The organism is Pseudochrobactrum sp. AO18b (genome assembly GCF_000409565.1).
Classification (GTDB): Bacteria; Pseudomonadota; Alphaproteobacteria; order Rhizobiales; family Rhizobiaceae; genus Pseudochrobactrum; species Pseudochrobactrum saccharolyticum.
The window spans coordinates 1-6941 of the sequence record NZ_ANNO01000220.1; the positions used below are offsets into that span (position 1 = coordinate 1).

Genomic DNA, 6941 nt, shown 5'->3' on the forward strand with positions numbered 1-6941 from the left:
ATCATCAGCGTCAATTTATTTTTGCGGCCGCTGGTACATCTGATTGACCGGCAACCCGCCAGCGGTGGTGAGTTCGGCACCCGCTATGCTGTCAGTATTGTCTGTATGGGCGATGCCGAAGCGCATGTGCGGGGGCTGTTGCTGCGTGATCTTGGCACTGTCCTGCATATTCAGGATCTGGAAAGCACCAATATTGAAGACAGCAATCGCGTTGAGGTCAATGCGTAGTTCGTGCCGATAATAATCAGGATCCGCTGCTGGAGCAGATTATCGGACGGTTGAGTCTTGAGCCATTGGTGACATCGGTACGCTGGCGCTATGTTGCTGCCGATGACGGGGATAAGGATTATTAGCCGGACTATGTTTTTTGCGTTGTTTTATTCAACATGCTCATAGGCACCTCTGTCGATCAATGTGCCGGTGATGCGCGGGTTCATCGCAAAATCCTTGATGCCTGTGGCAGGAAATCCTGTTGTCGCAGTAAATTGGCCATTGTTTCTGCCCGGAGAACCTGCAGCGAGGCGGAAATCTGAAGCACTGGCATTGATGAAGGCAGGATTACCTATAATGCTGCCTGTATCACCGCTGATGGCTGTGAATGTGTTGAAATTATTGGGAGATGTGCTGTCATTATAGTAATTTGTATTGTTCCAGAACCAGCGTGTATAGCTGCTGCCGGATGTTGTGTAATATAAATTACTGGCAAGCTTCACTGTGTCCGGCACTGAAGGAATAAAGCTGGTGATCGCATAACCCTTTGCTCCGGCAAAGAGAATATTGTTACTGAAATTTATATTGCTGACATTGTGACCGAGCTGAAACTCACCGGAATTGATGCCTGAAATGTCACGGTTATTATTCTGATACAGAGTATTGTTAGTGATTGAGATGTGAGCAGCACCGCCCGATTGGGTTGCATCATAGCCGCCAGCAAGAATTCCGGCATTCCGGTTAAAGCGGATAAGATTATTGCGCACCGTCACATAGTCAGTCAGTTTGCCCGGATTTTCGCTGAGCAACCATATTCCGCCGTCATTCGCATCGGTGACATTGCGTTCAACGGTAATATTCTGCCCGCCATCAACATAGATACCAATCGCAGAAGCTACAAAGGTCAAAGCCTGATTGCCTTCTATCGACAGATTGGTAACTTTGTTCTGTGCAATCCAGCCGTTTCTGGCACGGTTATAGTCCGCACGGTTGTTGCCGTAATAGCCTGTCGCATCGATGCCGATGAAATTACTGTCGTGTACCAGATTATTAGTGACCTGCCAGCCGTCAACATTGCCGCCAATGGTCAGGGATTCACTGGTTCCGGTTTTCAGATTATACAACTCATTACCGTCCACGATGACATTCTGTATCGGTACTGGCTGCTGTCCGTAAACGGCTATGCCCAAAGCATTTGCATTGCCGTTTGCAGGCAGATTATTCGCCTCAATGCCGTGAATAACATTGTCTCTGATCTCAATATATTTTCCGGTGCCCTGAGCAAGAACGCCAATGGCAATGAATTCCGTGTCGGATTTGTAGTTGCGGATTTCAAACCCTTTAATGCGTATATAGCTGGCGCTGTTGAGGCTGATGAGGCCGCGCATGCCATAGGGCTCTGTGATCAATCCGCTGCCGTCAATGATTGGCTTTTCATCGGCATATCGGGTGAGTGTGATAAAACCACTCTCCGCAGAACCTGATTTGTTGAATGTCACTGTCTCATTATAGATACCGCCGCGGACCGTGATTGTATCACCGGCCTGTGCCTGATCGATAGCATGCTGAATGCTGCGCCATGGGGCAGAATAGCTGCCTGAATTGCTGTCAGCGCCTGTGGTCGCGACATAATAAATTGTTCGGGTACGGCTATAGGCAGCATTACAGATTCGGAAATTAGCAATTTCCGTTTCATCTGCCACGGAGACGGCGGAAATGGTGACATTGACAGATTCGTCCATATTGGCGGGAGCGGTATACAGGCCGGAATTTGTTATGGTTCCGATTGCGGGTGCGCCGCCTTTTACTCCGTCAACCATCCAGATGGTGTTATTCTCAGATACTGGCGTGTCTGCTGCCTGAAACTGCTGTTTTTGCAGTGCTTGCATCGGCCTGCAGTCCGGTGAAGTGCCGGCAGTGGCTGCCGGTGTATTTTGCAGGATGATTGTCGCTGAAAAAGCGAAGAACAGACTTGCAGCCACATATTTATGATTTGAGATCGCTGATTTCGTATTTTTCAAAATAAACAAAAAGCGCATCTCCTGAGAATCACATTGTAACGAATATTTATTGTTGCGAATGCGAGCAGGGCGGAGAAATATTTTTGATATTCAACAGAGGAAACAACACGCGTCAAGGTGATTCGAGTGAGTTGTCCGGAGATGCGTATCTGAACTCTATGTGCTTGTAATAAGCACAGTATATAACGCATGAAACTATCAAATGTGACAGGAATTTTTCTGATCTTCAGAAAGTCAACTTCTCAATTTTGAGAAGGAGTGGCGCACCCGAAAGGATTCGAACCTCTGACCCCCAGATTCGTAGTCTGGTGCTCTATCCAGCTGAGCTACGGGTGCTTGCCCTAGAACCGCTCCGTTTCGGTGCGGTAAGCGCTCTCTAAAGGGTTCTGTTTGGCATTGCAAGGGCTTATGATCAAAAACTTTCAGAAATTTGTATTTTTTTTGAAGGCTGGGGATAAATATAAGAAAACCACGCGATTGCGTGGCTTCCTGAAGGCGCTTTTCGCGCAGAGCGTTGAAATAATTACACCATATTGCGTTGTGAGCGCTGAAATGGTGGCGGATAGACGGGCATATCAGGGATACGAATCTCAAATAATGCACCGTCTTTGTAATCGTCGCGTAATTCTATGGTGCCGCCATGGGCGCGAACCAGTTCCTGAGCAATAACCAGCCCCAATCCCGTGCCGTCGCTGCGTGTTGACCCGCGAAAAGCGGTGAAAAGATTGTCCCGCGCTTTCTTAGGCAGGCCGGGGCCGGTATCCGCCACGGCAATATAACAGGTATTGCCTATGCGCCATGCGCTGATGGTCAGGCATTTTTCAGTTTCCGGCTGCCGGTGATAGGTGCCCATTGCCTGTACCGCATTGCGGCAGAGATTATTCAGCACCCGCAGCATTTGTTCTTTGTCGATATAGGCTTCAAAATCGACGGGAACCATATTGCGGAAAGCAATCTGCACATCGGATGGAAGCACCAGCATGTCTTCCACTTCATGGATCAGCGGACGTAACAGGCGTTGCTGGCGAACCGGCTCGGCTTCCTGTGTGCGGCCGTAAGCGATCACAGTCTCGGAATAGGTGATGGCGCGGTTCAGCGTCCGGATGAGTTTCGGTGAAAAGCGTTGCACAACCGGATCATTGGTATCGGCAAGACTGTCCGACATCAGCTGTGCTGAGGCCAGAATATTGCGCATGTCGTGATTGATCTTGGAGACGGCCAGACCGAGATCGGCCAGATGTTTACGCTCCTGAAACAAATGCTGCAGATGTGTCTGCATCTGCGCTAGCCTGTTCTGGGCATAACCAAGTTCGTCTTTGCGGCAGGAGCCGTCAATAATCAGCGTCGGATCATCCGGTTTCTGGCCGAAAGCAAACATATTTTCATACATATGGCCGACAGGGCGCAGCAGCAGACGGTGAATGATGAAATAAATCAGCGCGGCCGCGATCAGCGAAATCAGCAGCGATATCGCAGCAATAATACGGGAGTTTTTGATCAGCCTGTTATGCAGGGCATTATCGCTCATCACAAATTCAACCGTGGTGCCGCTGTAATCGGGCGGGCCTGACACCTGCATTGTCTTATTGCCGCCGCTGGTCAGGGTGAGCAAGGCGCCCCAGAAATCACTCAGCGGCGTTGCTGTTGTCAGATCAATATATTCATCGACCTGCACAGCCTCCGGTGAGGCAGCCAGAACGCGGCTGCTGCCATTACGGGTGACTGTAATGGATTGTGCGCCTGTGGAGCGCAGTAACTGATCCTGAATCTGCAATTCCAGTGTCGTGTCCGGATTCGCATCGAGCAATAACAGGCTGGAAGTGGCAATCATGGTATGTTTGGCATTCAGCCATTGATTGCGCATATTCGCCAGTGACGGCGCGAGAATGATAACTTCGGCAATCAGCACGGCCAGAATTGTCATCAAAAGCAATTTACTGGAAAGGCGGTGACGCAGCGGAATATGCAGGTCATCGGGATCATTCGCAGTAAAATCCGATCCGGTATTGGTGAAGACCGGCGGGATACTTGTGCTTAAAGGTGCATTGGCGGCAATCGCGGAGAGGGATGTTTGGGTGCCGGATGTCGCGCCGTTACCTTCCGCAGTTAGATCAGCTTGCTCACGGCTGCGCGCCTGTAATTCCTCAGCGCGCTTCTTTTCTGATTCTGCAGAGGCTTTGTCAGCAGGCCTTTGAAAATCCTTGCTTTTCATAAAGGTCATTTCACCCATCCGTCAGGCTGACAGGTTGTGCCTGTCCCCCGTCTCCACCCACGGACCAAAACAGGCGATCGCCCGGGTCACGGATTGTACAGTTGCATAAATATGCCTGACCGCAAGCCTGTCCCCACCAAGGCTAAAATCCTGCAAGTTTGTAATATAGGCGCTTTAAGCCAAAATTTCAAATTTTCGTGTGGTGTTTATTTATCGTGAGGTGATGAGGGAGTTTTCCCTGAAGAATGTTAAAACAAAAGTTTTTATTTTAACATTTGTTTGATTATCTGAAATTGCTCTGCTATATGGCTCGCATCAGGACGATTGAAACGGAGAATGGCAATGGTGCAGGGCGATCAGGATGTGAACCAGTCAGCGAAAGCCGGTGCGCAAAATCTGCAGGATCTCTCCGCGCAGGAACGTGCTGTTCTGGAGATGATTGTCGCTAATCCGTTTGTCGGCCAGCAGCAGATTGCTGATGCGCTGAAACTGGCGCGTTCTACGGTTGCTGCTCATATTGTGCAGCTGACCCAAAAGGGTTTTGTGCTCGGGCGTGGCTATTATCTGCCAGAGAACAAGCGCATCGTCTGTATTGGCGGCGCGGTCTTTGATCGTAAATATCATGCCCATGCTCCTCTTATCAGCGAGACCTCCAATCCGGTCAGCGGTTATCGCAGCCATGGCGGTGTTGCCCGCAATGTCACGGAAAATCTGGCGCGGCTCGGCGTGAATATCGGCTTTGTTTCTATTCTTGGCGATGATGAAACCGGGCGCGCTATTCTTGATCATCTGCGTCTGCTTGGTGTCGATGTCAGCCGTGCAATCGTCACGAATGAGGCACCAACAGCTGAATATGCTGCCATTCTGGGGCCGGATAATGAGCTGGCACTCGGTATTGCCGATATGGGCATTTTCGACCTGTTCAAGCCTGAAACACTGGAAACCGTCTGGCCGCATCTGGCTTCGGCTGACTGGGTTTTTGCCGATTGCAATCTGCCGCAGGCAACATTGGAAACCTTGCTGGCGAAGAAAACCGGCAGCCGCTTTCGTTTGGCTATTGATACAGTCTCCGCACCGAAAGCACTGCGTTTGCCACAGGATCTCAGTGGTGTTGATCTGCTGTTCCTCAATCTGGATGAGGCGCATAGCCTGTTGCGTCACCCTGCGGGTACACCACGCCTGACAGCCGTACAGGCGATCAATGCCTTACATGCGCGCGGCGTTGCCAAAATCGTCATGACCATGGGGGCTGGCGGTGTTCATATCGGCGATGAAAGCGGCATCCGGCATATTGCCAGTGTGCCTGCGCAGCCGGTGGATATTACCGGCGCGGGCGATGCGCTGATTTCCGGCACGCTTTATTGTCTGCTTGACCGGAAGGAACTGCCCGATGCAGTGCGCACCGGTACTTTGCTGGCCACGCTGACAACCGAAAGCGACGCCAGTGTCCATCCGGACTTGTCTGCACATTTTCTCGAAGCGAACCTTCATCGTATTCGCGACTGATTACTCTCCATTAAACTCCCTCAGAAAGGCTGCTCCAGCTATGACCCGTTTGACTATGCATTTCAGCGATGAAGTCCGCGCCGCTCTCGATAAAGGCGCACCTGTTGTTGCTCTTGAATCCACGATCATCACCCATGGCATGCCTTTTCCGCAGAATCTGGAAATGGCGCGTAAGGTTGAAGCTGTGATCCGTGAAAATGGTGCGACACCGGCAACCATTGCTGTGCTCAAAGGCGAAATCCATGTCGGCCTCGGAGATGCCCAGCTGGAACAGCTTGCACAGACCACCGATGCGGTGAAAACATCGAGCCGCGATCTGGCTGCTGATATGGTGCAGGGACTGACTGCCGGTACCACTGTTTCCGCAACCATGCGTATTGCTGCGCTGGCCGGCATTGAAATCTTCGCCACCGGTGGTGTTGGCGGCGTGCATCGCGGTGCGGAAGACAGCTTCGATATTTCCGCCGACCTGAACGAACTGGGCATGACCAACACCACTGTGGTTTGCGCGGGTGTGAAATCCATTCTCGATATTCCGAAAACCCTTGAATATCTTGAAACCCAGCGCGTGCCGATTATTGCGCATGGCAGCGATGATTTTCCGGCATTCTTCACCCGTTCGAGCGGTTGTAAAGCCGATCACCGCCTGAACAGCGCGGAAGAGATTGCGAAAGCGATGGCTCTGCATCATGCGCTTGGTTCCGGCACCGGCATTCTGATTGCCAATCCGATCCCTGAAGAAGATGCACTGACACCGGAATTCATTAACGGCACGATTGAAGCCGCTGTTAAAGAAGCTGCCGATCAGGGCGTTGGCGGTAAAGATGTGACACCTTTCCTGCTGGCGCGCATCAATGAATTGTCGGAAGGCCGCAGCCTGAAAGCTAATATTGCGCTGGTGCTGAACAATGCCAAACTGGCAGCCCGTATGGCCGTTGCTTATAAAGCCATCGTATAAAAGACAGTATCCTATTGAGTTCAGCGGGGGGGGA

General features: G+C 51.0%; 4 protein-coding genes, 1 tRNA gene and 1 pseudogene. 3 read left to right on the forward strand and 3 right to left on the reverse strand.

Going from position 1 to position 6941, the window contains the following annotated elements; all coding sequences use genetic code 11:
• A pseudogene (locus A918_RS22290) lies at nt 1-353 on the forward strand (MgtC/SapB family protein); the annotation flags it as partial.
• A gap of 24 nt (nt 354-377) precedes the next feature.
• On the opposite strand, the gene A918_RS20010 reads toward A918_RS22290, so the two are convergent.
• The 3 genes from A918_RS20010 to A918_RS20015 all read right to left on the reverse strand — a co-directional run bounded on the left by A918_RS20010 (nt 378) and on the right by A918_RS20015 (nt 4452).
• On the reverse strand, nt 378-2240 hold the full coding sequence (locus A918_RS20010; RefSeq protein ID WP_198013283.1) for a right-handed parallel beta-helix repeat-containing protein: 1863 nt from the start codon (nt 2238-2240) through the stop codon (nt 378-380).
• A gap of 250 nt (nt 2241-2490) precedes the next feature.
• Nucleotides 2491-2567: transfer RNA gene (locus tag A918_RS0109070), tRNA-Arg, on the reverse strand.
• Between the two features lie 187 nt (nt 2568-2754).
• A complete protein-coding gene (locus A918_RS20015) occupies nt 2755-4452 on the reverse strand; it encodes a HAMP domain-containing sensor histidine kinase (protein WP_198013284.1) in 1698 nt (565 codons plus the stop codon).
• Between the two features lie 333 nt (nt 4453-4785).
• Here A918_RS20015 and A918_RS0109080 point away from each other — a divergent pair, with 333 nt between their 5' ends.
• Complete coding sequence (locus A918_RS0109080) at nt 4786-5949, forward strand: PfkB family carbohydrate kinase (RefSeq protein WP_245257309.1); 1164 nt, start codon at nt 4786-4788, stop codon at nt 5947-5949.
• Nucleotides 5950-5989: 40 nt separating this feature from the next.
• Nucleotides 5990-6907, forward strand: a complete 918-nt coding sequence (locus tag A918_RS0109085) for a pseudouridine-5'-phosphate glycosidase (RefSeq protein WP_022710762.1) — start codon at nt 5990-5992, stop codon at nt 6905-6907.
• Nucleotides 6908-6941 lie beyond the last annotated feature (34 nt).

Excerpts from the sequence above, each read along its gene's own strand:
- A918_RS0109080 (WP_245257309.1), top strand. The coding sequence starts at position 4,786 with ATGGTGCAGGGCGATCAGGATGTGAACCAGTCAGCGAAAGCCGGTGCG.
- A918_RS20015 (WP_198013284.1), bottom strand. The coding sequence starts at position 4,452 with ATGACCTTTATGAAAAGCAAGGATTTTCAAAGGCCTGCTGACAAAGCC.
- A918_RS0109085 (WP_022710762.1), top strand. The coding sequence starts at position 5,990 with ATGACCCGTTTGACTATGCATTTCAGCGATGAAGTCCGCGCCGCTCTC.